21 protein-coding genes, 1 tRNA gene and 2 pseudogenes are annotated in these 23,500 nt (G+C 32.4%); 11 read left to right on the top strand and 13 right to left on the bottom strand.

The window, feature by feature from the left end:
- The 5 genes from clpX to AAHI02_RS15910 all read left to right on the top strand — a co-directional run bounded on the left by clpX (position 1) and on the right by AAHI02_RS15910 (position 6,514).
- Entirely contained in the window at positions 1 to 1,188 is a 1,188-nt protein-coding gene (gene clpX / locus AAHI02_RS15890; RefSeq protein ID WP_346984081.1) for an ATP-dependent Clp protease ATP-binding subunit ClpX, read from the top strand.
- A 76-nt stretch (positions 1,189 to 1,264) separates the two neighbouring features.
- Positions 1,265 to 3,232, top strand: a complete 1,968-nt coding sequence (locus tag AAHI02_RS15895) for a T9SS type A sorting domain-containing protein (RefSeq protein WP_346984082.1) — start codon at positions 1,265 to 1,267, stop codon at positions 3,230 to 3,232.
- Between the two features lie 289 nt (positions 3,233 to 3,521).
- A complete protein-coding gene (locus tag AAHI02_RS15900) occupies positions 3,522 to 4,808 on the top strand; it encodes a TlpA disulfide reductase family protein (protein ID WP_346984083.1) in 1,287 nt (428 codons plus the stop codon).
- 44 nt (positions 4,809 to 4,852) lie between these two features.
- Positions 4,853 to 4,926, top strand: a tRNA-Met gene (locus AAHI02_RS15905).
- Positions 4,927 to 5,404: 478 nt separating this feature from the next.
- A complete protein-coding gene (locus AAHI02_RS15910; protein WP_346984084.1) occupies positions 5,405 to 6,514 on the top strand; it encodes a hypothetical protein in 1,110 nt (369 codons plus the stop codon).
- A gap of 133 nt (positions 6,515 to 6,647) precedes the next feature.
- Here AAHI02_RS15910 and AAHI02_RS15915 read toward each other — a convergent pair whose 3' ends face one another.
- From AAHI02_RS15915 to AAHI02_RS15945, 7 genes and pseudogenes are all read right to left on the bottom strand, one after another.
- Positions 6,648 to 7,946: an HlyD family efflux transporter periplasmic adaptor subunit gene (locus AAHI02_RS15915; RefSeq protein WP_346984085.1), complete on the bottom strand. Its 1,299-nt coding sequence runs from the start codon at positions 7,944 to 7,946 to the stop codon at positions 6,648 to 6,650.
- A 63-nt stretch (positions 7,947 to 8,009) separates the two neighbouring features.
- Entirely contained in the window at positions 8,010 to 8,213 is a 204-nt protein-coding gene (locus AAHI02_RS15920) for a hypothetical protein (protein ID WP_042722904.1), read from the bottom strand.
- A gap of 46 nt (positions 8,214 to 8,259) precedes the next feature.
- Positions 8,260 to 10,453 (bottom strand): annotated as a pseudogene (locus AAHI02_RS15925) (peptidase domain-containing ABC transporter).
- A gap of 224 nt (positions 10,454 to 10,677) precedes the next feature.
- Positions 10,678 to 12,183 (bottom strand): thioredoxin domain-containing protein, encoded by a 1,506-nt coding sequence (locus AAHI02_RS15930; protein WP_346984086.1) that lies wholly within the window; start codon positions 12,181 to 12,183, stop codon positions 10,678 to 10,680.
- A 245-nt stretch (positions 12,184 to 12,428) separates the two neighbouring features.
- Entirely contained in the window at positions 12,429 to 13,115 is a 687-nt protein-coding gene (locus tag AAHI02_RS15935) for a GLPGLI family protein (RefSeq protein ID WP_346984087.1), read from the bottom strand.
- Complete coding sequence (locus AAHI02_RS15940; protein WP_346984088.1) at positions 13,108 to 14,025, bottom strand: hypothetical protein; 918 nt, start codon at positions 14,023 to 14,025, stop codon at positions 13,108 to 13,110. Before AAHI02_RS15940 ends, AAHI02_RS15935 begins: the two co-directional genes overlap by 8 nt.
- A gap of 4 nt (positions 14,026 to 14,029) precedes the next feature.
- Positions 14,030 to 14,221 carry a hypothetical protein gene (locus tag AAHI02_RS15945; protein ID WP_346984089.1) on the bottom strand — a complete coding sequence of 64 codons (192 nt, stop codon included), beginning with the start codon at positions 14,219 to 14,221 and terminating at the stop codon, positions 14,030 to 14,032.
- Positions 14,222 to 14,467: 246 nt separating this feature from the next.
- Between AAHI02_RS15945 and AAHI02_RS15950 the strand changes: the two genes are divergently transcribed.
- The gene (locus AAHI02_RS15950) at positions 14,468 to 14,836 is read left to right on the top strand and encodes a helix-turn-helix transcriptional regulator (protein WP_346984090.1); all 369 of its coding nucleotides are present in this window, start codon (positions 14,468 to 14,470) and stop codon (positions 14,834 to 14,836) included.
- 395 nt (positions 14,837 to 15,231) lie between these two features.
- On the opposite strand, the gene AAHI02_RS15955 is transcribed toward AAHI02_RS15950, so the two are convergent.
- The 5 genes and pseudogenes from AAHI02_RS15955 to AAHI02_RS15975 all read right to left on the bottom strand — a co-directional run bounded on the left by AAHI02_RS15955 (position 15,232) and on the right by AAHI02_RS15975 (position 18,961).
- Entirely contained in the window at positions 15,232 to 15,693 is a 462-nt protein-coding gene (locus AAHI02_RS15955; protein WP_346984091.1) for a DUF3810 family protein, read from the bottom strand.
- A 7-nt stretch (positions 15,694 to 15,700) separates the two neighbouring features.
- A complete protein-coding gene (locus AAHI02_RS15960; protein WP_346984092.1) occupies positions 15,701 to 16,294 on the bottom strand; it encodes a DUF3810 family protein in 594 nt (197 codons plus the stop codon).
- Positions 16,284 to 17,729, bottom strand: coding sequence for a sugar MFS transporter (locus AAHI02_RS15965; protein ID WP_346984093.1), 1,446 nt, complete (start codon positions 17,727 to 17,729; stop codon positions 16,284 to 16,286). Before AAHI02_RS15965 ends, AAHI02_RS15960 begins: the two co-directional genes overlap by 11 nt.
- A gap of 41 nt (positions 17,730 to 17,770) precedes the next feature.
- Positions 17,771 to 18,500, bottom strand: a pseudogene (locus AAHI02_RS15970) (lysophospholipid acyltransferase family protein).
- Between the two features lie 2 nt (positions 18,501 to 18,502).
- The gene (locus AAHI02_RS15975) at positions 18,503 to 18,961 is read right to left on the bottom strand and encodes a GtrA family protein (RefSeq protein ID WP_346984094.1); all 459 of its coding nucleotides are present in this window, start codon (positions 18,959 to 18,961) and stop codon (positions 18,503 to 18,505) included.
- A 231-nt stretch (positions 18,962 to 19,192) separates the two neighbouring features.
- Here AAHI02_RS15975 and AAHI02_RS15980 point away from each other — a divergent pair, with 231 nt between their 5' ends.
- The gene (locus AAHI02_RS15980) at positions 19,193 to 19,456 is read left to right on the top strand and encodes a hypothetical protein (RefSeq protein WP_346984095.1); all 264 of its coding nucleotides are present in this window, start codon (positions 19,193 to 19,195) and stop codon (positions 19,454 to 19,456) included.
- Between the two features lie 110 nt (positions 19,457 to 19,566).
- Here AAHI02_RS15980 and AAHI02_RS15985 read toward each other — a convergent pair whose 3' ends face one another.
- On the bottom strand, positions 19,567 to 19,869 hold the full coding sequence (locus AAHI02_RS15985; protein WP_346984096.1) for a helix-turn-helix transcriptional regulator: 303 nt from the start codon (positions 19,867 to 19,869) through the stop codon (positions 19,567 to 19,569).
- A 166-nt stretch (positions 19,870 to 20,035) separates the two neighbouring features.
- Between AAHI02_RS15985 and AAHI02_RS15990 the strand changes: the two genes are divergently transcribed.
- The 4 genes from AAHI02_RS15990 (at position 20,036) to AAHI02_RS16005 (ending at position 23,463) form a co-directional block, all read left to right on the top strand.
- On the top strand, positions 20,036 to 21,691 hold the full coding sequence (locus AAHI02_RS15990) for a hypothetical protein (protein ID WP_346984097.1): 1,656 nt from the start codon (positions 20,036 to 20,038) through the stop codon (positions 21,689 to 21,691).
- 5 nt (positions 21,692 to 21,696) lie between these two features.
- Positions 21,697 to 22,293 carry a hypothetical protein gene (locus tag AAHI02_RS15995; protein WP_346984098.1) on the top strand — a complete coding sequence of 199 codons (597 nt, stop codon included), beginning with the start codon at positions 21,697 to 21,699 and terminating at the stop codon, positions 22,291 to 22,293.
- A 175-nt stretch (positions 22,294 to 22,468) separates the two neighbouring features.
- The gene (locus tag AAHI02_RS16000; RefSeq protein WP_346984099.1) at positions 22,469 to 22,789 is read left to right on the top strand and encodes a hypothetical protein; all 321 of its coding nucleotides are present in this window, start codon (positions 22,469 to 22,471) and stop codon (positions 22,787 to 22,789) included.
- A gap of 464 nt (positions 22,790 to 23,253) precedes the next feature.
- The gene (locus tag AAHI02_RS16005) at positions 23,254 to 23,463 is read left to right on the top strand and encodes a hypothetical protein (protein ID WP_346984100.1); all 210 of its coding nucleotides are present in this window, start codon (positions 23,254 to 23,256) and stop codon (positions 23,461 to 23,463) included.
- Positions 23,464 to 23,500 lie beyond the last annotated feature (37 nt).

Raw genomic sequence — 23,500 nt, forward strand, 5'->3', positions numbered from 1 at the left:
ATGAATTCAAACCAGTGTTCTTTCTGCGGAAGAAAGAGAAATGAAGTGCAGATGCTGATTTCCGGTCAGAATGGTTTTATTTGTGAAAACTGTATCGAGCAGGCTCATGCTATTGTAAAAGACAGTTCCGCAAAAACAGGATTTTCTCCTGCCGAAAATATAGAAGAATTAAAAAAGCCCAAAGAAATTAAAATGTTTCTGGATCAATATGTTATCGGGCAGGATCAGGCAAAAAAACAATTATCTGTTGCCGTGTATAACCATTATAAAAGATTGCTTCACGCTCAGGACGAAAACCGCGAAGTTGAGCTTGAAAAATCCAATATTATCATGATCGGCGAAACCGGAACCGGAAAAACCCTTTTGGCAAAAACCATTGCAAGGGAACTTAATGTGCCCTTCTGTATCGTAGATGCAACGATTTTAACGGAGGCTGGATATGTAGGTGAAGACGTTGAAAGTATTCTGTCGAGACTCTTAATGGTCGCAGATTATGATGTAGAAAAAGCTGAAAGAGGAATTGTTTTTATTGATGAGATCGACAAAATCGCAAGAAAATCAGATAATCCGAGTATCACGAGAGATGTATCCGGAGAAGGAGTGCAGCAGGGTTTATTAAAACTGCTTGAAGGAAGTATTGTGAATGTGCCGCCTCAAGGAGGAAGAAAACATCCTGACCAGAAATATATTCAGGTGAATACCCAGAATATCCTTTTCATAGCAGGTGGAGCATTCGACGGAATCAAAGAAATTATTGAACGAAGAATGAACAAGCAGGCGATTGGTTTCAGCGCAGAGAAAATCAATAAGACAGATGAAGATGAATATGTTTTAACGAATATCAACGCCATTGATCTTCGTTCATTCGGGCTGATTCCTGAGCTTTTGGGACGATTCCCAATCATTACTTATCTTGATAAACTTACCAAGGAAACTATGGTAAGAATTATGAAAGAACCTAAAAATTCTATCGTTAATCAGTTTATAGAACTTTTCAAAATGGATGGAACAAAGCTTGTTTTCACAGACGGCGCCATTGAAAAAATTGTGGAAGAAACTATTGAAAAAGGATTAGGTGCCAGAGGATTGAGAGGTACAACTGAAAAAGTTCTCGAAGATTACATGTTTTCCATTGGGGAAGAAAAGGAAATTATATTAACGGAGGATAACATTTTTGTTAATAAGTAAAATATTTTTGTTTTTTAATGAAAAAAATATAACTTTGCAATTGAAATATTGTATAACACACAAATAATTACATACAATGAGAAAAAATTTATTTGCTATTAGCTTAATAGCAGCTAGTTGTTCTGTTCAGGCGCAGAATATATTAGTCCACTTGGATGACTCTGCGGTTACTTATGTTAGCGAGGGCACTTTATTATATTCCGGCGGTGGGTTTCAGACAAAAGGTTCTGGTATAATGGATGTACACGGAAACGTAATGATTGACGGTGCATCTGGCGATGCTTTTAAGACAATCACTACAGGAGGAACTGATAAATCAGACGGCGGGAATATTGTTCTGAGACTTAATGATCCTACTAATTATTTAACTTCTACCTACGGCCAGCTATATATCAGTGGATTGGAGCAAAGTAATATTAAGGGCTTTGTAAGTAAAGAATATCGAACAGGTAGGCATGGGAGCGGAAATAGCTATTTTCAACAAATTGCTATGCCGTTTTATGATAAATATATAAATACCTTATCAATCGAATTTAACAAAATTTTTAATAGTTATAGATACGGTAATCCAATTTTAAAAATGGATAATACTAATTCTGTTTCTCATCACTATGTATCTTTACCTACTGATAAAACAAGTGATCCTACAGGATATTACATGTTAAAGTCTAATAATGACCTAGACGCTAGTAGTCCGCCAGGTTCATTAACTACAATTGCACCAACTGCTACCGGATCCGTTTTTACAATTAATGGAAAGCCTTATGCTGAACTTAGTAATTCCATAGTGTTACAAAATGGAGGGAATGTTAATTTTGGCCCTGGAGGTAATAACAAGAATGTATATAATGAAAAGTATAACACTTATGTAAATGACAGCTTTGAAATTACTGCGAGCGCATGGTCAGGAACATTTGGTAAAAACTTTTATCAATTTGGTAATCCCTTTTTTACAAACTTAGATCTATCAGGTATAGGTTATGTGGAAACTACTAATCCAGGTATAAGTGATGGAAATGAAGTAGATAATATTTGGGGTATAGAGTATGATCCTGGTATTATTGTTACGCTATCAACAGGTGAAACTTATTCAACAAACTATAAAGTACAAACTTTTGTTGGCGGAGTTCCTGTTGGGGATACATCAGGGCTTATCATAAAACCTATGCAAACCTTCAAAATTAAACTTAGAAACAATAATAGTCAAACTCTAAATTTTAATACATTAAGAAGATTTAGTGGAAATACAAGAGCCGCAGGAACAGATTATAGTGTAACAGCAGCAAAAAATAACCTGACTGGAAGTGTTAAACAACTCGGAGTTATCGGTCTTGACGCCAGCGGAAAAGAAATTACAAGAACTTATTATGTCGTTTCACCAACATCAATAACAGGACATCAGACATCAGCTGCAACTTCAGCTCAGGTTTCTGCCGGGTCAAGCATAATCGGTACATTTGAGGAAGCTGTAAATGGAGGATATGATAATAACTATTTAAATTATTGGTTATACATTAATGAAGCTAATGAAAATAATTTTCAGGGCAAAAATGTAAAACTAATGAATTACAATACCAATCTTGTAAAATCTTACAAATTTGAAATAAAAGAAAATGCGGTATTGATCCCAAATGGGACACATGCATTATCATCAGGAATAGGATTTTATTATAAAGCACTAAATGGGACGGCACAACAAGCCAAGCAAGGAGATGTAATTTCTGTAACAGGTGATGAATATGATCTCTACTATGGAGAACCTAGCAATATTGTACTTACAACAACAGAAAACAATCAAGTTTCTGTACGAACTTTAGTAGTTTATAATCCTGCAATTGATGATTACATCGTTAGATTTGATCCAAACTGGAAAAAGGCAGATATTGATGTTTATGATATGAGTGGGAAGTTAATCATTTCTAAAAAATCGGTCGATACTTCAAAAGATTTTGTGATCGAATTAGATAAGAAAATTAAAAACGCTTATGTTGTAAAGGTAATTTCTGATAAAGGAGAAGTTGTTAATGCAAAAATATTAAAATAAACACAAATGAAATTTATTAAAAAAGTTAGTTCCCTGCCTTTTTCTTTTTGGATACATATTAGTAAATGCGGGACCAAGTCAGCCATCTAATCCTGGAGGGAATGGAAATGGTGTTAATGGCACAGGCGCACCTTCTGCACCAGTTGACATGTATATATATGTTTTAGCTATTGTAGCTATTATACTAATAACATTCTTCAGTAAGAAATACACACCGAAGAAAATATAATTTTTATTAAAATAATATTAAACTCTCTGATTACTCGGAGAGTTTTTTTATTTTTACCTTATGAAAAAGATTTTTACATTAACGACTTTAATAGTTGCATTTTCATTACAGGCACAGTTTACAGTTACTATTCAGGCGCCTGCTGATTTTAAAGATCAGGATGCGATTTTATATACTTTAAATGGTTCCAAAGATATTATCTTTTCAAAAGAGCAAAGTAAGAATAATACCTGGACATTTAAATACCCTAAAAACTACATGGGAATGATGAAAGTTTATTTCCCAAGCTCAAATAACACATTTAATTTTATTTCTGAAAATAAAAACGTTAGTGTAAAACTTGATACACAAGCTAATAAAATTAAGGATATTATTTATCTTGATGAAGCTAATGACCTTATGAGCAAGTTTCAGGAAGGCTCTCAGAAAAAGGAGCTTATACTTCCTGCACTCACCCAGATAAAAGAATACTATAAAGATAATACCGACTTTGGTAAGGCTATTAGAACTGAAATTAACAGGCTTAGTGGTAGTTCAGATGGGATAAATCAGGCTCAACATCCTTTCATCTACTACTATAATACGAATTACAATAAATTTCTCTCTAATGATACTTCCAAGAAAGTAACCCAGGACGATATTATTAATTTTATTGATAAGTCGAATGATATGCTTGAAACATCATCGTTGTTAAGACCGATTTTGGTTTCCTATCTTAATTCAGGAGGCAACACGAATGTTAGTACATCGGTCGATAAGCTTCTTGACAGATTAAAAGTAGAAACACCGAGAGGGCAAACAGTTCTTTCTGAACTCATTGACATTTTCGATGTTTATGACATGCAGGATTTTAAGGATAAATATCTAGGTTTGGCTAAAAATCTGAAGTGTACGATTACAGATAGATTAGCCTCTACCTTAAAATCAAACGCTAATGTTGAAATCGGTGCTGTTTTTCCTAATTATAAATTTCAATCTCCGGCGAATACAAATGCTAAAACCCTTCATGATATAAAAGCTGATCAAAAAGTTGTAATATTCTGGTCATCTACCTGCTCTCATTGTGAGAGTGAGCTTCCGCAACTGTTGGCGAAATACAACGATTTAAAATCGAAAAATATTCAGGTTATAGGCTTATCGCTGGATGTGGATAAAGATTCTTACACTAAAAAAATCAGTGCTTTTCCTTGGGTGAATGATACTGAATTAAGAGGATGGAACAGTAGCTATGCAGATACGTATAATGTTCATGCAACACCGACTTATTTTATTTTGGATGCTAACAATAAGATTATCAGCAAACCAGAGCATGTAGGAGATGTTTTGGAATATTTTAAGTTAAAATAATTTTGGTAAATTGTAAATATTTTCTATATTTGCACCACCAAAACGGCGAGGTAGCTCAGTTGGTTAGAGCGCAGGATTCATAACCCTGAGGTCACGGGTTCAATTCCCGTCTTCGCTACAAATAATAAGCTGATTTTAGCTATTTAACTCTCTTTTTCAAGAGAGTTTTTTGTGCTTTAATCTTTTTAGTACAATCGTTGGTCGTTGTTAATCAAAGTGAGCCGCTATGGAATATCGATATTTCAAAGCTTTCGCAACATGCCATTCATTCTTTTTTTTAAGCAAAAGAATTAGAGAAGAATTCTTCATAGATTTAGTTCATAAGCTTAAGTATAGAAGGTCCAAATTTCAATTCTTTTTGTCCGGCTATTTCTTGTTTATTCTACTATAATATGTAGATCATAAATATTTTGTAGGTTAAACCAAACAATACCTGAACCATCAAGAGCTTTATCATTAGGCGCTCCCATTCTGGATGCTGAAGAATACGTCAAAATATCATCAAAGCATAATAATTTGTAAATTTGAGTAAGTAGAGATTTGAAAACAGTGCAAAAGTTTTTAATTTTACCTTCATCTCTAATTTCTAAAAAACAATGAACGAAGAAAAAAAAACAGATTATCACCAATTTTGTGAGCAATGGACAAAAGAGCTCATGGAAAACCCTGCCGTAAAGGAATACTGCAAGACTTATCAAAAATATTCCATGGAAAGCTTTTGCAAAGCTTATGCGAACATAAAAGCGTCCGGTTTGAAATGGGGCGAAATGTACCAAAGATTAAATGAGCAAAAACAAAACGAATGGATTGATGTTGCATTCGAACATCTGTGCATCATACAACAAAAAAAACTTTTTGATGCGCAATGTCTTTGGCGAGCCGAGCAACTGGAAATAAAGGAAATAGAAAGCACTTTTGACTTTAGAGCTTGGGAAGAAGATATACTCAATTGTTCTTTTATACCTCCAATTACTCATCATGAGGTAGACTGGTATTGCCAATACCTCTCACAAAACAATGTAGAGTTTGAACAATACGGGTTTCAGGATTGGCAGAATTATGAGGAAATAAAAGAAGCTTATGAAACCAATAACGAAAACCGAAACTTTCCTGAATGGTATGATTATCATAATGGAAAAACGAGTAATGAAGTACTCCTCACCCTTCCCGATATACGAGGAAAAAAAGAAAAATTTTATCAAAACCTAAGTATTGAAGATTCTCGGAAGCATGCCCCTGCTAATTTATATGTAAAAGATCCGGAATTGGAAAAACCTTATATGAATATTTTTGATACCAACTTACATATAGCTTTAGCACAAGTCATAGAAGATAAAAAAACCAGTAAACTCATAACAGAATACCTAAAAGGAACAGAACATCATCATACCTATGAAAATGAAAGAGCAAATGAGAATCTGCAATACCTATCCGAAATAAAAGATGAAATGGTTCCCATAGAAGCTCATGACGACTATCGCATTGCTTTGAGCAGGGCAGTGGAAAACTATAGATTGAAAAGGACCATAGAGCATTTGCCTATGGCTTTCCAAAAATATAAGGCGACCCATCAGTTAGGAATTTCACTAGGTACAGAAAGAGAAAAGGAACAATTTAAAATCTATATGGATATTGGCAAAAAGTGGAAAGAAGCGATACTAAGAGGAAGAGAACTCAACGGAGAACCAAAGGATTTTAATTTCTGACCAGATTGGGAACCAAAAATCAGAGAATTTTTTAATTGATTATGATTTTTTATATCATACTAATTTTTTATCTCAATAAAAAGAAAGAAAAAATATAGTAAAGCCGAAGCCAATGCTCCGGCTTTCATTTTCTTCAACTCTGATATCCCAGCAATTTTCTCATCTGATAAAAGAACCTTTCAATTAATCGTAAATCCTGTGTTACAATTTCAGCATTGCCTTTTAATTCCTTGTCGAAAACCAGATTTTTATTATAAGAAGTTTTCAGTCCTTTGGGAAGGGCGACGTCTACATAGTAATTTCCGTCTTTATCGGGAGATAATGAAATGTTTTGTACTTTTCCTTCCACGATACCATATTCCTGATACCGGTAATTATCAAGTTTAATTAAAACTTTTTCTCCTGTGATTATCTTACCGGAATTAGCTGCAGGTACAGCCATTCTCCCCACAAGTTTTTCTTTATGATCCGGTAAAATGGATAAAATAGCATCTCCGGCTTTTACGAACTGGTTTTCTCCAAAAAACTGCTGAAAGCTGGCTTCACCATCGGTATTAGAAATAATCAGATAACTCTGTTCCCATTGTTTTAATGATTTTCTGAGCTGTTCAAAAAGCTGTAAAGTCTGTGAGGAATAGGTAATTTTATCTTTTTCCGTATTAATGGCGGCGCCGCTTTTTGTCTTATTAACATTGGAAATACCTTCTTCAATCTGTGAAAGAGAAATAGTAATATTTTCTAAATTTTGTTGAGCCTGAAGGAATTTTATTTTTTCATTTTCCAGCTCAACTGCGGCGATGACGCCCTGCTTAAACAATTCCTGAGAGCGCTGATAATTCTTTTTGGTAATTTCATACTTGGCCTGTTCTAGGCTTTTTTGTTGCTTAAGAGTTGAAATTCTTATTTTATATTCAGAAAGACTTTGATTGGCGGCCAGATTTTCCGGAGCGTAAGGCTGAAGTCTTTTGAATAAAGCCTCATCCTGAAATGCCTTTGCAAAACTGTTGTAATCTCCCTGAAGTTCTCCAAGTTTGAAATGAGAGGTTTTGCTTAAAGGAAATGAAGCGAGCTGATCCGGTGTGATGGAATCAATAAGTTTTTTCAGTTCTAATATATCTTTATAATTGGCTGTCGATTGCATGACCATCAGAACATCATTCTTTTTAACATGCTGATGATCTTTTATAAATATTTTCTCGATTTTTGAATTGGTACGGGCTTCCAGCTTCTCCGGCGGATTTTGAGAGGTTACCACAATCGGGGCAGGAATAAATTCAGGATAGCGTATAATGTAGCTCATGATAAGAATGAGTACAATAATTAAAAATATAATCGTATTTCCCCATCGGATCATCCAATGTGGGGGCTGTGTAAGGATATCCTGAACACTTTCTGAGCGTAGTTCAATATTGTCTAATACGTCTTTTTCCATATAAAAATAAAACTCAATAATCTCCAAGGAGCTGAAGATTATTGAGTATGTTTTAAAATAATCTTATAACGGCAGTGTATAATCGCATTTCGGATTATTGCCGGGTTCTACTCCCGGAATGTCACCATCGGGACAGTAGCGGTTGCATGCATTCCACTGTTTTACATTGTTGATGTAGCAGAAACAATTGCACGGAAATACCGGAACTGGTCCTGCACCGTGAATTTCTCTAAGTTTCTTTCTTTCAATTTTTTGTAAATTTTTCATAACTGATAGATTTTGAGTTGGTTGATTAAAATTAGTGAAATAATGATCAGTTTCCAAGCTCAAGTTGATTTTTTACGAGCCTGTAATATTCACCTCTTAAAGCGACCAGTTCAGAATGATTTCCCTCTTCAACGACTTTACCTTTATCTAAAACGATAATTTTATCAGCATGCTTTACGGTGGAAAGTCTGTGGGCTATAACGATAGCGGTTTTACCTTTAAAAAACTGCTCCAGATTTTCCATAATGATTTTTTCATTGTTGGCGTCAAGTGCTGAAGTTGCCTCATCAAAAAAGATGTATTCAGGGGATTTGTAAACGGCTCTGGCAATGAATAATCTTTGTTTTTGTCCGCCACTTACGCCGAGACCTTCATTCCCTATTTTAGTATTATAGCTTAAAGGAAGCTCTTCAATAAAATCCTTAATATGAGCTATTTCTACCGCTTTTCTGAGTTTTTGTTTATCCACGTAATCCTCGCCTACGGCGATATTATTAGCAATAGTGTCGTTAAATACATATCCTTCCTGCATCACAACTCCGCAATGATCTCTCCAGAATCTTGGAGAAACATTTTTAAGCTTTGTATTTCCAAGTTTTATTTCGCCTTCATTGGGTTCATAGAACTTCATCAGTAGTTTCAATAATGTTGTTTTTCCGCTTCCACTGGCACCTACAATGGCAGTTGTTTTCTGGTAAGGAATATTTAAATTTAAATTCTCAAAAACATAAGCATCCGAACCGATATATCTGAAGGAAAGATTCTCTATTTCGATATCCTTCTGCGGAAGATCGTGAGCATATTGCTCATCTTTACTTTCTTCATCTTCCTTATCATGAATTTCTCCCAGCCTCTCAAGAGAAATTTTAGCATCCTGAGTCTGCTTTATGAAATCGATCAATTGCAATAATGGGCTGTTAAGCTGGCCAATAATATATTGTACAGAAAGCATCATCCCAAGCGTAAGATTGCCACTAAGCACCAGTTTTGCAGAAAGAAAACTTACCAGAATGTCTTTCATCTGATTAATAAAATTTCCACCGACGGACTGCCACTGTTCAAGCGACAAAGATTTTATCCTTATTTTAAATAATTTTACCTGTAGAAATTCCCAATCCCATCTTTTTTGCTTTTCGGCATTATGCATTTTTATTTCCTGCATTCCGTTAATCAATTCGATGACTTTACTCTGTTCCTGGGAAACCTGAGAAAATCTTTTGTAATCAAGTTCTTTTCTTTTGCCAAGAAAGAAGCTGATCCATCCGACATACGCCCCAGCTCCCACAAGATAGACGACAAATAGTCTATAGTCATAAAATAAAAGAACAATGCTGAATATGATGAGATTGACTAATGAAAACAGAGTATTTAAAGAAGAACTTGTTAAAAGTTGCTCTATTCTGTGATGATCATTAATCCTCTGCATAATATCTCCCGTCATTCTGGTATCAAAGAAGCTGATGGGAAGTTTCATTAATTTTATAAAGAAATCGGAGATGATAGAAATATTAATTCTGGCGGAAAGATGCAGTAAAATCCAGCTTCGGATGACTTCAATTCCCATTCTTCCTACAAAAAGCATGATTTGTGCGAGCAAAACCAGATAAATAAAATTCAGATCCTGATTCTGAATACCGACATCGACAATACTTTGGGTAAGAAAAGGGAAAATCAATGATAATAAACTTCCTGCCAAAAGTCCTATCGCCAGCTGAATAACAAGTGACTTATATTTTAATAAATATTTTGAGAGAAAAGAAAAACTCGCTTTACTTTCCTTATCATCAAATTCCGTTTGAAAAAAAGCGGGCGTGGTCTCTAATATTAAAACAATACCTTCTTCTGTTTTCTCATCAGCATTTTCGCCGATCCATAATTTTATGAATTCTTCTTTTGTGTAAGTAATTAGACCATATCCTGGATCAGAAACATACACTTTTTTTGTTCTTATCTATATGATATACAACGACGAAATGATTTTTGTTCCAGTGAACGATACACGGAAGCGGGACTTCTTCGGCAAGAGATTCAAAATTAATCTGAACACCTAATGAGCGGAAGCCCAGATCTTCAGCAGCATCACTCAGGCCCAGCAGGCTGCTTCCTTCACGGGTTGTCTCCGAAAGGTTACGGATTTGCTGTAAAGAAATACTTTTGCCGTAATGTTTACTTACGATTCGCAGGCAGGTTGGTCCACAGTCTTTGGAATCCGGCTGGCGGTAAAAGGGGAAGGATTTCAATGATTTGTCTTTATGTTTTAAAACAAGTTGCCCGCCTGTTTGGCGACAACTACTTTATTCTTAAAATAAATTAATTTTTGATAATAGTATCTGTTGTGAATCTACATTCCTAATTATTAGAAAGTAATGTCATATATTTTTATTCTTAGATTGTTTTAGCGTAATATATTCATTTTGCTTATTTTCCTAATTTAGTGAATTTTGCACTGCAAAGAAGAAATTTTTTAAATCTCTTCATCTTCTGCCAATTCATCGATAAAATAATAAATATCTTCACGGTCATACTTATCCGGGAACTGATATCCGTTGATCAAAATTATCGGGGTAAAATTAAGCCCTGCATCCCTGTTTTCTACTGACATTTCAATAAGTGAAGTCAGGTCTTCATTGTTTGAATTGGTTCCTGCTTTCTGTCTTAATTTATTTTCATCCCTGTTTTCAAACCAATATTCAATAAGCTTTAAAAATTCCTGTTGGGTTTTATGTTTATAAATGTACATAAAATCGGAAATCAGATTTGTGAATTTTTCATTCTGTTTATCGGGTGAATAATTGAATCTCATCTGAACTGAAACCTCATCCGGATATTTTTCAAGTAAATTTTCCATGATTTTGTGGGCATCTTTACAAAACCCACAATACGGATTGGAGACGATGTGTAGATGAATTTTTGCCTCTTTATTTCCGATAAAAAAAGTTTCATTGTCGCTGAAAACTACTTTTTCTTTTTCCAGCAGCTCTCTTTTAAAAAGATCATAATTTCTTTTAAATCTTAAATTTTTAGCGTTAGATTTCTGAAGACTTTCTTTTTCTTCAAGTGTATTATTAAGGTATAAAACAGAAGAAAACAGAACGATCCATAGAATAAGGCTTAATAAGGCAATCCCTGTGTCAAAGTAAATATTATCAAACAAAAAAATGCTGATGAAAAGCTGAGCTAAAAGAACAGAAATAATCAAAAGGCAAACGCGACAGAAAGTCTTTTCCACAAATCCCTGGATATACAGGGAATAGCCGATAGCAATGACCGAAGCGAGTGAAAAGCCTTTCACTACCAAAGATGTTGCAGGTAAAAATAACCCCAAAATGGTAATTCCTATAAAATAAATCAGAGAAAAATCGGAAAACTTAAGGCCGAGAATACTTGTTTTATCCTGAGTAATAATTTTGTTACATGAATTGACAGACTGATTACCCGCTGTATCGCCGCAAATACTTCCGATGACCGCAGACGTATTTCCGAATTTCTGATTGAAAATTTCAAGAGAAATATAAACTCCGGTGAGGGAAAGAATATTAAATAAAGCCTCATACCAGGTTTGTGTCAAAATTGAATATACAATTATAATTGCAAAAATGGCATAAACAAAAGGTTTATAACTTGTAAAAGATTTGCTTTCTGTTTTATCTTTTTCAAATAGCAAGACGAAGTCCGTGGCTTTTTGGTGAAGTTCTTCTTTATTTAAAGTCTTTGCCTTATCAGAATAAATAGAATATTGATTCCCCGATTTTTTTACGATGGAGAAAGAATTATCAACAATGGCAATAAATTCTTCAGGAAGCTCATCCCAATATTCTTTGTCAAGCTCATACGCATCATTTCTCACTCCCATGAAATTAAGAGTGTCACTAAAGGCTAATGCTGAAGGGTAATTCGGATGTGAATTGAACTGAAAAAGAAACTCCTGTTTGTCGAGCTTGAGATGGTTAATGAGTTTTTCCAATAGCATATTAATATTTTTCCTCTAAAATAAGGAGATGTTTCAAAATAACAAATGTTTTTGTCATTTTAACGTGATTTATATTTAATTTGTTGCTTACAAATGATTTATGTTAAAATAAATATTTGTAAATTTTTCCTTAATTTTTCTAGAGCAATTCATGTTAAAATACCAAAATATAAGTTTCTTTATCTATTGGATTGTTATATTTTTGTCGTGTTTCAAAAATGAAAGTATTGGTAGAGCGGTAATTTTCATCTTTTTTTGCCATTGGGTTGGTAGTCAAAAGTATCTCCGTAGGAGTTTTTTAGTGAAAGTTTTTTAGATGCAGGATCTTTAAAGAATTCAGAAATGTAAAGTTGAAGCCTCTTCTTTTCTATTTTCTTATAATTTTCAAGGTGTAGATTTTTCTCCTCTTTAGTGTGTTTTAAACCAATCATTTCAAAGGAGTAATCTTGATCTTCGGAATGTATTTCTGTAATTAAGCCTGGAAGCCCTTGAAACTTGTAAGGCCCTTTAGAAATAGAAATGTCGGGGGTAAATGTAGCAATCCATTTTCTGCCATCTAATTGTATTTTAGCTTGTTGAGTTTTGTAATTGTTTTGAAAGCCAGCAGAGTTTGGAATTATTACCCAATTATTGATAGGTTTTTCATGATAAAAAAACTGTAAATCATTAAAGAATCCATAATATTTTACCTGAGATATGTCTTGTAATACTATAAAATTAAGATATATTTCATCAATTTTCAGGCTATCATTCATTTTTTTTGCAGGGGTGTACTCGCTATTTAATCCATTGACTTTCAAAAGTGAATATTCCGTTCTTAGAAGGTTATTCTCTTTTTGTGGTCGGAATTTTACTCTGTAAGAAATCTCAATATTTTGAGACCATGCCATTTTAAAGAGACAAAATGCTAATAGAAAGGTTAGTTTATTCATTGGTGCCGTATTTTTCGATTAAATCTTTATTCATTCCAAAATCATTGATGAGAATTTCTTTGTACAATTTATATTTTGGATTTTTTTTGTGCAAATTGAAAGAATAACTTTCTAATAATTTAGCTTGCTGACAGCTTTTGTGCAAATACTTATTTAATGAATCGTATTCTGTACTTTTCACAATTGGATAGATTGGAAGTTTTATATCTTTACTATTGAGTTTTACTATTGTTTCTATAATATTATATTTCAAGAAATCATCAAGGGAATTACATGAGTAAGATTCAATGTCTCTTTTTATGTATTTTGAAAAATAATAATTAACTATATTTCGAAAAAATATAGATTTTCCATCTGTATTGCCAACTAAAAAAAGCCAACCGAGCCATCGATACTTCAAGACTTGTTTAAGATTTTTTTGTGCTATTGAATCATTTTGTTCATCAAAAACAGTCGTTAGATTTAGCATTTTAAGATGATTTATTAGTGCCAACTCAGAAAAATTAATAAATGAGCTCAAGTCTCCTTTTTGAGAAAGTTCTACATATTTTTTTAAAGTAGCTTGTAAATTCTGACTAATGCCTCCATAAATATATTCGTAATTTTTTTTCTTATCTCCATCAAAAGAAAATTTGCCATCATTGTGAATTTCAATTTTTAACTGCTCCTTTGGTTCCAAAAAATTAATCAAATTTATTATGATTTTATTTTCATCTGTAATAATCGTTTCTGAGAAAATATTTATTTCAAATTCCTTATTTTTTGAGACTTCATACTTTATATTATTTTGAAAACAAAATATTCTATTATTACTTTTGTTGACTATTGTAATTTTTTGAGCATTAAAATGTAGAAAAAATATAAAGAGGATTATAGTAATCCCCTTTTGAAATAGACATCCTGCCTTCATTTTATTAAATAGCTGTTTGTGCTTGTAGTTCTTTTATCTGTTTTCTATATCTTGAGCATCCTTCAAAACATGCTGCTGCACTTTCTGCATGCCAATGCATCTCTATACTGCTACCTGCTCCACAAGTGCAATTGTTTTCTAAACCACCAGCAACTGTGCTTAATTCTTTTCTCGAAAGTTGTTTCAAATTTTTCATTTACTTAATTTTTTAACATTAATAGTTTATTTTTTTTGCCATATAATCCCCGGCATGGGTTTCTGATCAGTTCTAACTTATATCTGTACATATATAAATTAAATTGCTTAAAGTACTTTATCAATATTGATTTTCAAAACTATAAAAAAAACTATATCACATTTAATAGATAAATTTGCAATTTTCTTGCGATTTTCTTGCAAATTTTGCGCTAAAAATTCATACATTTGTAACAAAAACTTAAGGATGATTCAAGAAAAATTGAGAAATCTCAGAAAACAGAAAGGTATGTCTCAGGAGAAAATGGCAAAAATATTATCAACAGATATTTCCAGCTATTCTCGTAAGGAAAACGGGAAATCAAGAATTCATGAGGATGAATGGGAAAAGTTAGCTAACGCTCTTGAAGTTTCTGTTGATGATATTAAAGAGTCAGAAAGTTCGGGAATCGTTCACAATGATAATTCAACTCTGCATGATCAGTCAGGTAGTTACATTCATAATTATAACTTCCCTATTTCGGTATTAGAAAATCTTCAGGATTACATCAAAATTTTAAAAGAGCAAAATGAATCCTTAAAACGAGAGTTGGAGGATTTTAGAAATAATAAATAAAAACATTCAAAAATCCAAATGCCCCTAAAAAGCTTTTACTTTTTAGGGGCATTTGGATTTTAAATTATTAACGATAAATTATTTTAAAATTTTATTGCAAAATTAATTCTTGTCTGAATGATAAATGTCTCCAAAAATTATTCGATATAATCACCTTTTAATGAGTAATAATGGTCGATTTTAAAAGAAAAATTAACGTTACATGAAGTACAGGCTGAAATTTCAGTTTTCAAATTCTCCTAAATTTGTGAAAAAAAACTTTAAAATATTTTTTTTTTAATAAAATATATTGTACTTTTACAACGCCTTGAATGAGGGAACAAGTCAAGGTAATAAATTTTTTTTCATCATTTGTGTTTTTAGAATCGTATCGCCTGATACGGTTCTTTTGTTTTTTAACCCTTTTCGTAATTCAGGAGAAGATCAATAAAATAAGAATACGTTACGGAACCTTCCTGCTGATTACTTTTAAGAAAAATATTGTTGGTAAATCCAAAGAAATCGTCAAGTAGCCCTTGGTGCTTCAGGATGAAAGCTTTTTCATAAGCCCTGTCTTTTTTCATTTCTGGAGGATAATTCCGGAGTACATTTTTTACAAATTCAGGATCTTTATCGACTATATAATTTAATAAACTTTTTAACGTAAAATATTCTGTACTGTAGCGTAATTCTGGATTTTTTGAATTAACTCCAATTAGATATCCTATAAAATTAGCTTCCTGTTCTCTGGCAAACCCCAGTTGATGTGCGCTTTCGTGAGCAGATGTGAAAGGGATAAGCGTGTTGGGCAACTGAGAATTAAATTGTGATTCAGCCGTAAAAGGATTATAATATCCTAAAATACCGGTAAAGCTCATGATGTTTTTAAAGATGCTTGGCTTGAAAGAATTGATTCCAGATGCTTTTTTTATTGGAAATATTTTCAGGAAGTAAAGTTTGTCGAAATAAAATTTCTTCCTGAACAGATTTCAAATTAGTTATGATGAATATTCCGTTTTTATCTTCTTCGGTAAGTTTTCTGGTGTCTTTACATTTTTGCAGATACTGTAATGCTAAAGCTTTAGCTTTATCAAGTGTGGGCGCCTTTTGAGAAGGGAGTTTATTAATAATCGGAGTCTGAAAATACAACATTCCCCAAAATATCTGATATATAAAGTAAAAGATATTGACAGATACAAAAATCTTTAATAAAGCATTTTTCCAAGTCTTTTTGCTGAAACATCTTACAACATGATAAAGGAGAAAAACTCCCAAAAGAATATAAAGCACATCGCCAAATGAAAAAGGAATCCATGCGAAAATAAGCTGATGAAGTTTCTTTTGAATTTCAAAAAACCGTTCAAAAAAAGAAATCATGATCGCAGATCTGGAAAACATGAAAAACAAAAGAAATTGGGCAAGTAATAAACCTGCCCAAACTCTTTTCTTATGTAATTTTTTTGTTGTATTAGTGTCCACTGCCTTTTGTGATTTTGTCAAGATCAATACCCTGAGATTTCAGGATTCCGCTTACTCTTATGGCATAGAAAGCAAGATACGCAAAACAGATTACCCCTACAATATAGCTAAAGTGAATATTAGTAAGATCTGCTACATATCCCTGGATAAGACTTACGATTCCGCCTCCCATAATCATCATAATCAAAAGACCGGATCCTTCATTCGTATGTTTTCCAAGACCGTTGATTGCCAATGCAAAAATACAAGGCCAAAGGGTAGAGCAGAATAAACCTACACTGGTGAAGGCATATACAGAGACCATCCCTGAAGTAAACATTCCTATTAATAAAGAAGCGATACCTGCAACAGAGAATATAAGAAGCATTCTCGCCGGGTTACCTTTACTCATGATATCGCAGATGATCATCGCAATAATGATTAATCCATATACGTAGAAATGGGAAAGATCGTGCTTCGCAATGGCATTCACCAGTAAGAATACCCCGAAGGCCAGATAAGGTGCCAAAAATCTTAAGATTTTTTTGATTCCTGCGCTTACATCAAAAGCTTCTACAGCTCCTGTCCAACGTCCGATCATCAAAGAAGCCCAATATAGAGAGATGTAAGGAGCCACATCTTTAGTTTCAAAACCTAAACTTTTTTCCATGTAGGCAGGAAGGTTACTCGCTGTAGAAACTTCCACACCCACATACACAAATATGGCAATCATCCCCATGAAAAGCTGCGGATACTGAAAAGCTGATTTTCTGTGTTCGCCGGGAACCAAATCATCCGTATTTTCAGTAACGGTTGGCGTAATAGCCGGGAGAGAAGAAAATTTCAACATAATAGCAACCAGAACAAATGCTACTCCTAATATAAGATAAGGGACCTTTACACTTTCAACACTTACGTCAGTCGTAGCAGCTGCTGCAGAGCCGAAAATCGCGAAAGAAACAATAAGTGGACCTATCGTTGTGCCCAGATTATTTATTCCTCCTGCCATGGTAAGTCTCTGAGAGCCTGTTTCAGCAGGTCCTACTTCAATAGCTAAAGGATTCGCTACAATTTGCTGCAATGAAAATCCTAGTCCTACAATGAAAAGGCCTGAGATCATCAATGTGAAAGAATGCAGATTGGCTGCGGGATAAAATAAAAGTGTTCCTGCTGCAGAAATAAGAAGTCCTACAATAAGACCATTTTTGTAACCGATTTTGTTTACCAAATCCTGTTTTATACCTTTGGAAATTGCCATATAAATTAAAGAACCCACTGTATATGCCACATAGAAGCATATTTGAACCAGCATACTTTCGGTTTGTGATAATTTAAAAGCTTTTTGGAAAACCGGGATCAAAATGTCATTACTTGCCGCCACAAATCCCCAGAAGAAAAACACAGTAACCAATGGGATGAATTGTCCCCAATTGGTTTGTTTAGAATAATTTGACATATTTGTTGAAAATTTCTGAAAACAAATATATATTATTTCTTTTAATTATAGTGTTTTAGCAATGTTTTTTTTATTGTCTCAAAAGAAGACAATTTAAGCTCTTTCGGAGACGCGGAAGGGTATAAAATTCCGTTAAAATATACTTTTGCTTTACCCGGATAACCTTTTGAATTATCAAACGGAAAAATTTCCTTTAATCCGACGAAAGTATAGATCACGATTGGCGAATGATGCTTTGAAGAAAGTGTAAAAGCACCGTCTTTAAATTCATCCAGAATTATCGAAGTGTCATCCGGAACACCACCTTCGGGAAAAATAACAATGCTGTTTCCTTCCTCCATTTTTTTCGGCGCACCTTCTGTAAACATCCGCTCGGCTTCGGGCGCTTCCCCGGTCTACCATTACACATATCCTTTTATAAATCGTTCCGAAGATCGGGATTTTTACGAGTTCTTTTTTTCCCACAAAACAGATCGGATGATCGACACATAAGATGCACATCAGCATAATATCCATAATCGAAGTATGATTGGAAATAAAAACATACTGCTGATTCTTATCAAGTCTTTCATCGGAAAGTCTGGTCAGCTCATACCGCAGCCCCATACCGTAAAAGATGCAGTAGCTCCAGTACCTCACGAATCGGTAGGCATATTTATAATGCTTTTTATTAAATGATAACAGATAAACAGGAAGCCCGAAAATAAGAGTAAAAACAAATGCCAGTATCAGAAGCCATGCTCTCCAGAGATAGTTTAGAATCTTTGTCATTTCTATCCGTTAAAAATTACTTTTTTCTTAATCGAATAATTAAGAACGGAAACCAATAGAATTGCCGCAATCTTGCTCGTTATTTCAGGACTTAATGCATAGATGAAGAGATCAATAGTATCTTTAAAAACATAGCTGTAAAAAACCTGAAAGAAACCTAAGCTTAATAAAGTTGAAATAAAAGAGACTACCATAAAATAGGCAAATTCCTTTCTTTTAGAATGTTTTCCTCTTTCAAAAACAAACCAGATACTCAGAAAATAATTGGTGATAATTCCGCAGCTTGTCGAGAAAATATTACTTAAAGGATAGTGAATTCCGTGAAAATTAATTTCGCGAGGGAAAAACTGCGGTATCGTAGTGCTGAAAAGTTTAAAACTCCCGATTTCAACGACAGCGCTAAGCCCTCCTGCGATAATGAAGAATAAAACCTGTTTCTGCCGTAATAGTAAATCTCTCATCCGAATGATATAATGTGCAAATTTATAACTATATGTTAAACACTGAAAAAAAGATGTTAAAAATTTTTTTAGATTCAAAATAATTTCTAATTTTAGTTTTCAGAATGATGTAAACCCCACCTGATAATAAATTCATTTTCAACTCCTTGTGTTGATGGTTTTTTCTATCTTGTAATATGATTAAATCATACGATCCAAAAAATTTTACGACCACATTTTAATAATATTTGTATGAAACGTCAAAACAAATACAGAAAATTCCAGCTTCAGCAGAAAAATATTGAAGCTCTTGAAAGAGATAATTCACGCTTTAAACGTGTCTATTCCGAGTATGAAAATATGTCTGAGGAGCTCTGGAATCTTGAAAATTCCGATAACGAACCGGTTCCCGATGATTTTATCAATGCCATGATCCTTCAGGCCTCCTATCTTGAAGACGAAATCGAAGACTGGCTGATACAGTTCAACGATAAAAAAGCAGAGATAAAACAGTAGTAAATGAATCGATTATCATAAAAAAAGAGAACTTAAAATTTTTAAGTTCTCTTTTTTTATTTAAATTTTTTATTAGCAATGTCATGCTGAGCGCAGTCGAAGCATCTATTTCACTTTGCATTCAATTCTTCAATCTCTGCCTTCAGATCTTTAATTTGTTGCTCGTAAATTGCAATGAGTTTTTGTGATAATTCGGAATTTTCATGATAAACCCTATTGTCTACTCCTTGATATCCTGTAGATTGTTCTTTTATTTCTTGATTAAAATTTTTTTGTGAATCAGTTTCCAATAGTTCATTCAATGGAGTTTCTAATATTTTAGAAATATCAACCAGTCTTTCTACCGTCAGTTTTGTTTCACCTGTTTCTATTTTTCTATAGGCTGAGGCACTCAGATCCAGATCATGAGCCATATTCTCATAAGAAACCTTTTTTACTGCGGATCTCCGCTATCTTTTTGATAATCTTTTCCATAATAGTAAAAATATTTTTCGTAAAAGTAATAATTTTTCCGAAAAAGTGAATTGCGGACTAGGAAAATTATTTTAATATTGTTGAAATTAATTATATCTACACAAGATGAAAAAAAATTATTTATTAGTGCTCATGGCATTAGCATTCCTGTTATTAGAATGCAGAACAGAATTAGACTCAAATGATCAAAACGAAGAAAAAGATCAGGGAATCGGGAAAATAATATCTTTTTCAACATTAGTTCAAAAGCTTGGAAAAGAAAACATCTCAAAAGAATTTGGCATTTCTGCCTCAACTCATATTTCAAAGGCTCCCATACTGACCGATTTTATAATTGATGAAGCTAAAATCATTGAATTGAAAAATTCAGCTTCAGATATTAATTATTCAATGGTTGTTTACCCCAAAATACCTAAAGATGATAATGTTTTTTATAATCTTATTATCAGAAAGGTGAATGGGCATGTTTCCAAAATCATTTATAAATATACTCCTGATATCAATTGGTTTAATGACTTTAGTAACAAAATATACCGTCCTTATCAGGGAGCAATAGATTTAGTATATCAGGAAGGAATTTTACCTAGTGGCATATCATCAAAAATGGTAAACTGTCATTCTGAATATATAGAGATCCCATGTGAATTCGGATATTATCATGACGATGCACACTGTGTGGGATCTGGCTCTTATTTTATTAAAGTAACTATTTGTGAAGATACTGGTGGCGGAAGTCCTACGATATCGTATGGAGAGGGCTCTGGATCTACGGGATCTACAGGAGGATCAGGAGGCTCTATTGTAACACCGGAGAGTTTGGAAAGCTCTTTTCCTTATGGGAATGAGTATAATGATGCTTATATGAGTTTTAAGTTCGATATGCATTTTTCACCTAATGAAAAAATATGGCTATCAGGCCACTCAAGTGAATCGGTGAAGTTATTTTGGTACGTATATAATATGGGAAATACAGATGAAGCTTTTGCAGTTGTTAAAAAATATATACAATTCTCAATTGCTGGTGGAACTTCTTTTTCTTCTATGTCTTTTTCCTGGGTGATGAATTTTATTGCTGAGAATCCAAATACTACTTGGCAACAGTTTTTATATAATAAACATAAAGGAGAGCCAAATACAAGTTTTGATTTTAATGATAATGAATCAGGAAATTACGATGAAACAATAATTGAAAATTTTGACTTTGAAAATCAACAAACACAATGGCCTACAATAGCTAATGTTATTCCTCCATCAGATTTTGTAGGTTGGAATGCGCCGGGAATTCGAAAAAATTGTATGGATTATGCTAAAGCACAAATTGCTAAAAAGGGTTACAATATTTCGAATTATTATGATGTGGATTCACAGGGAAATAAACAGACTTTTCAAATTTATACTGAACAAAATGGTGTAAATTTGAATGATTTATATAAAGGTGTAAGTTATATAAAATATGCTTTATCTCACGGAATACCAGTCATTGTTGGAATAGATGATGCATCGGGAAGTCCTGGAAATTTAGATAATTCTACAGATCATTTTGTAGTCATTGTTGGTATGGGAATAGATTCAAATGGAAAATTTTTTAGATTTTATGATAATGCTTCAGGTATTGATCCTCTAAATCAAGGGGCAAATCCAGAAAATAAGTTATATTATAAATATCCAGAAAAAATATTTACAGGTAAAACATATTGTATAGACTATAGAAATGGTACTCAACATGACTACATATTAACCATGATTAGAAAAAGTAAATAATTATTATGAAAAATAAAATTAAATATTTGTTCTCAAGTGTCTTTTTATTGTTCTATACGATAAGTTGTTCACAATCTAAAGAAACTATATTTATCAAAAAAAACAAATATCAAAAAGTTTATATTTTACAAGATAAAAATTCTAAAGAGTACAATTTATTAATTGACTTTTCAAATTTTAATACAAATGTGAAAACAAGTAAACTTGAAAGTTTAGGCATAAATTCAAAATGGCTTCCGCTATATAAATATAACGGTAAGTATTATTTATATATTCCTTGTGATGAAATAAATGATAGAAAATATTTAATTGATGATAATAATATTCAAATACAATCATCTGAAGTGGAAAATTATATTATAAATTCAATTAAAAAAGAACAAAAGAATGTATTCATTAATTATACGGAATCAAGTTCTAAAGAAAACTTTTCTTTAAAAATTTCACCAATTGATAAAAGTAACGGAATTTATAAGTTCATTACTACTAATAATGATTTTTCCTATGAATTAATTATGTTAGATATAAATAAATATAAGAATTATGATGTAATTATAAATGAATGTAGTATTAAAGCTAAAGAATTTGAATTTGATAAATAGCAGAAAATCTCTGCGGCTTTTCTAAAGAAAGTACAAATGAAGAAAACATTATTTTTACCACTTATTATTTTAATTTCTTGCTTTGTATATGCAAACTGTTTTTCACAAATATAAATTGTGAAACTATAGATTATGCAAAAAAATAGAAAACAAAGAATATTCGACATATCAATATGTGAATGCTAGTTACAGTTCATCAAGACCATTACTTATCGTAATTACTGATGAAGAGAATTTTAAAAAAATTCACTTAAAAATTCCAAATTTATTTAAGTTTAAACAAGAATATACTGATATAAATTTATTAGGTATAAAGGGGTTTGATATAAATAATATATCAATAGCGGATAATAAAATCATTGATGATTTTATTCAAAAAATAATTAAATATCGAATGGATAATAATTTGCCTAGATATTCTGAAAATGAAATTAGAAAACAAATAAACTATCTTGAAAAAAATGAAGATTTATGTAAGTTTCTAATTTGCAAATAATCATTAAGAGATATGAAATGAAAATTCTATAAGTATCCTGATAAAAAATAATTTATTTATGGAAAAAATTAAATCTGTTTTATTATTTTTTTTACTAAGCTGCTTCGTAAATTCTCAAGTCATTAAAATAAAAAAACAGGATTCTATTATATTAAAAAGTGGGAACATTAAAAACGAATATTATATAACTCTTTTAATAAAGAAAATATAAAAATATAATAAAATAAATGGATTCAAGTATGATACAATTCCACATATAGGCACAATAGTAAAATGTGATGAATGTAAAAAGGAATCTTATGGATTTTTAGTTAAAAAGACAAGAATAAAAAAGAAAATAGTCCCTATTAAAACGGTTAATGATTTTTTTAAAAATAATGAAGGTTTTAATTTTGGAGGTGGATATTTTTTAATCAATGGTGATTATTATAAAAATTTAGGAATGCCTATAGAATAAAAATCAGATGGGAAGAAGTTATAGTGCTTTAATATTAATAATTGTAGTTTCAAATTTTATTTGCTGTGGCAGTGCAGAAGAATATCCGGACGATCTTCCTGATTATCACATTTCTCTTAATGAAGCGGTTGGAGATTATATATATATTCCAAAAAAAATATTGAATATAAAAGAGATGATTTCAAATATCTTAATCTTAAAAAAGGAGATACATTAAAATTAGAGATAAAGAATGATTCAACATTTATATTTAA

Origin of the sequence: Chryseobacterium sp. POE27, assembly GCF_039727685.1 — a bacterium.
Classification (GTDB): domain Bacteria; phylum Bacteroidota; class Bacteroidia; order Flavobacteriales; family Weeksellaceae; genus Chryseobacterium.

What these genes read in the sequence shown, in the direction of transcription:
- AAHI02_RS15945 (WP_346984089.1), bottom strand. Translation starts at nt 14,221, where the DNA reads ATGAAAAATTTGAAACAACTTTCGAGAAAAGAATTAAGCACAGTTGCT.
- AAHI02_RS15895 (WP_346984082.1), top strand. Translation starts at nt 1,265, where the DNA reads ATGAGAAAAAATTTATTTGCTATTAGCTTAATAGCAGCTAGTTGTTCT.
- AAHI02_RS15935 (WP_346984087.1), bottom strand. Translation starts at nt 13,115, where the DNA reads ATGAATAAACTAACCTTTCTATTAGCATTTTGTCTCTTTAAAATGGCA.
- AAHI02_RS15940 (WP_346984088.1), bottom strand. Translation starts at nt 14,025, where the DNA reads ATGAAGGCAGGATGTCTATTTCAAAAGGGGATTACTATAATCCTCTTT.
- AAHI02_RS16005 (WP_346984100.1), top strand. Translation starts at nt 23,254, where the DNA reads ATGGGAAGAAGTTATAGTGCTTTAATATTAATAATTGTAGTTTCAAAT.
- AAHI02_RS15995 (WP_346984098.1), top strand. Translation starts at nt 21,697, where the DNA reads ATGAAAAATAAAATTAAATATTTGTTCTCAAGTGTCTTTTTATTGTTC.
- AAHI02_RS15950 (WP_346984090.1), top strand. Translation starts at nt 14,468, where the DNA reads ATGATTCAAGAAAAATTGAGAAATCTCAGAAAACAGAAAGGTATGTCT.
- AAHI02_RS15965 (WP_346984093.1), bottom strand. Translation starts at nt 17,729, where the DNA reads ATGTCAAATTATTCTAAACAAACCAATTGGGGACAATTCATCCCATTG.
- AAHI02_RS15930 (WP_346984086.1), bottom strand. Translation starts at nt 12,183, where the DNA reads ATGCTATTGGAAAAACTCATTAACCATCTCAAGCTCGACAAACAGGAG.
- AAHI02_RS15910 (WP_346984084.1), top strand. Translation starts at nt 5,405, where the DNA reads ATGAACGAAGAAAAAAAAACAGATTATCACCAATTTTGTGAGCAATGG.
- AAHI02_RS15920 (WP_042722904.1), bottom strand. Translation starts at nt 8,213, where the DNA reads ATGAAAAATTTACAAAAAATTGAAAGAAAGAAACTTAGAGAAATTCAC.
- AAHI02_RS15955 (WP_346984091.1), bottom strand. Translation starts at nt 15,693, where the DNA reads ATGAGCTTTACCGGTATTTTAGGATATTATAATCCTTTTACGGCTGAA.
- AAHI02_RS15980 (WP_346984095.1), top strand. Translation starts at nt 19,193, where the DNA reads ATGAAACGTCAAAACAAATACAGAAAATTCCAGCTTCAGCAGAAAAAT.
- AAHI02_RS15900 (WP_346984083.1), top strand. Translation starts at nt 3,522, where the DNA reads ATGAAAAAGATTTTTACATTAACGACTTTAATAGTTGCATTTTCATTA.
- AAHI02_RS15915 (WP_346984085.1), bottom strand. Translation starts at nt 7,946, where the DNA reads ATGGAAAAAGACGTATTAGACAATATTGAACTACGCTCAGAAAGTGTT.
- AAHI02_RS15975 (WP_346984094.1), bottom strand. Translation starts at nt 18,961, where the DNA reads ATGAGAGATTTACTATTACGGCAGAAACAGGTTTTATTCTTCATTATC.
- AAHI02_RS15985 (WP_346984096.1), bottom strand. Translation starts at nt 19,869, where the DNA reads ATGGCTCATGATCTGGATCTGAGTGCCTCAGCCTATAGAAAAATAGAA.
- AAHI02_RS15990 (WP_346984097.1), top strand. Translation starts at nt 20,036, where the DNA reads ATGAAAAAAAATTATTTATTAGTGCTCATGGCATTAGCATTCCTGTTA.
- clpX (WP_346984081.1), top strand. Translation starts at nt 1, where the DNA reads ATGAATTCAAACCAGTGTTCTTTCTGCGGAAGAAAGAGAAATGAAGTG.